Here is a 1,731-nt window from a genome sequence, read left to right on the forward strand (position 1 = left end):
CGCCTGCCCAGGGCACGCCAGCCCTTGGCTCGCAGCAGCTCGTGAGCCTGAGCCTCGCAGCGTGCGAGCTCCTCGGCCACCACTTCGCGCACCTGCTCCGGTTCCGCGTCGAGGCACTCGGGAATGGTAACTGGCAGCGTGACCTCCTCGGGCCACTGCGGGTTGTCGAGATCGAAGAAGACCTTGGGTCTGTGGCACTTCCATACCGCTCGTCCGAGCTCGTGGGGCAGGGTCGTAACACCGGGCCAGTCCGCGGCCCGGTTCACCAAGCCCGCTGCGACAGGGTTGCTCATCGCGTAGGCCAGCTTTTCCCAGGTGGCTTCGGGCGTGCGTAGCTGCACCACCGAGGGGCGTTCGTGATCCCACACGGGCCCTTCCCACTTGCGCAAAGCGCGCACCACCGCCCTTGGGACCGTCCTAAGCCCCGATCCGGTCGCTCGCCTTGCCGCCTACGCTCGCGTTCCAGCTCGGGAATCGGCACGCTTCCAATTCCACCCCCGGTCGGTAGACAGCGCAGAGCGGATCTGCTAGCATTGATAGCGTGGCACAGCTCATCGTACGGAACCTTGACGCTGCGGTCGTGCGGGCGCTGAAGCTGCGGGCTGCCGAGAAGGGAACCTCAGCGGAGGCCGAGCATCGCGAAATACTGAGAGCAGCGTTGCTGGGAACAGCCACCGCGACCAGTCTCAAGGGGGCGCTTCGCTCGATGCCCGATGTCGGGGAAGATGCCGACTTCGAACTCGAGCGGGAACTGGACCGCAGCATTGAACTGGATCGCCGCAGTGCGCTTCCTGGTTGACACCAACGTCGTCTCGGAGCTGAGAAAAGGCGGGCGCTGCAACCCGGGCGTCGCGCGCTGGTTCTCACAGGCGGAAGACGAGACGCTCTACCTCAGCGTCCTCGTGCTGGGCGAGCTTCAACGGGGTGCGGACCGCATCCGGCGTCGCGATACGCGCTCGGCGGCTGCGCTCGATCGTTGGCTCGCGAGCTTGGCGCGGGATTACGCCCCCCGGATCCTGCCCATCACACTCGCTATCGCGCGCACGTGGGGGAGCTTTGGCGTGCCCGATCCCATTTCGACCGTCGACGGCCTGCTCGCGGCCACAGCGCACGAGCACGGACTTACGCTCGTGACGCGGAACGTGAACGACGTGGCGTCCACCGGCGTGGCCACGCTGAACCCGTTCGCTTGACCGTGGTGATCGAGATTTCGTCGAACCCGCTGCCCCGGAAACGCCAACATTGTCCTGAACGTACGGTAAGTCCTGCTCCAAATCGCAGTCCTGCGTGAGCACCAGGGAATACGAGAAAACTCGGAGAACCCCTTCGGGAACGTCGTCGTCCGAAATGGATCGGACCTGGTCGTCAGGACTCTTGAACTGCCAGGTAGGCTCGTTGGTGGCGATGACAGGCTGGTCGCCCGCCATGCCGAGCCGGAGAATCGAATGGAAGCGCAGCTGGCAGATTACCTCTTCGAGCGGTGAGTTCCGAAAGATTACGTGGTCGTGCGCTGGCAGTGCTGTTGACATGGCCACCGTTAGCTAAACGCGCCTGGCTCCACATATATTCCTGGAGTGCACTAGCCGACGCTACCGCCATGGCCCGCAGCCAACCTGCGGCGGCGCCTTGTCCGGTCGTAGGGCGCTAACGCTCAGGCTGCGTCGGGCTCGGAGAACGAGACGTTGAGCTCCAGGCCGAGGGCCTTTGATGCCTTGGCGAGAGTGCTCAGCG

Annotated in this window: 3 protein-coding genes; 2 read left to right on the top strand and 1 reads right to left on the bottom strand. The window is 64.8% G+C overall.

What is annotated here, in order from left to right:
- The coding region (locus MJD61_05990; protein MCG8554826.1) for a transposase at positions 1-398 on the bottom strand (398 nt) is incomplete at its 3' end.
- 143 nt (positions 399-541) lie between these two features.
- On the opposite strand from MJD61_05990, the gene MJD61_05995 reads away from it, so the two are divergent.
- Complete coding sequence (locus tag MJD61_05995) at positions 542-799, top strand: DNA-binding protein (GenBank protein ID MCG8554827.1); 258 nt, start codon at positions 542-544, stop codon at positions 797-799.
- Entirely contained in the window at positions 765-1,193 is a 429-nt protein-coding gene (locus MJD61_06000) for a type II toxin-antitoxin system VapC family toxin (GenBank protein ID MCG8554828.1), read from the top strand. Before MJD61_05995 ends, MJD61_06000 begins: the two co-directional genes overlap by 35 nt.
- Positions 1,194-1,731 lie beyond the last annotated feature (538 nt).

This window comes from Pseudomonadota bacterium, assembly GCA_022361155.1.
Classification (GTDB): Bacteria; Myxococcota_A; Polyangia; order Polyangiales; family JAKSBK01; genus JAKSBK01.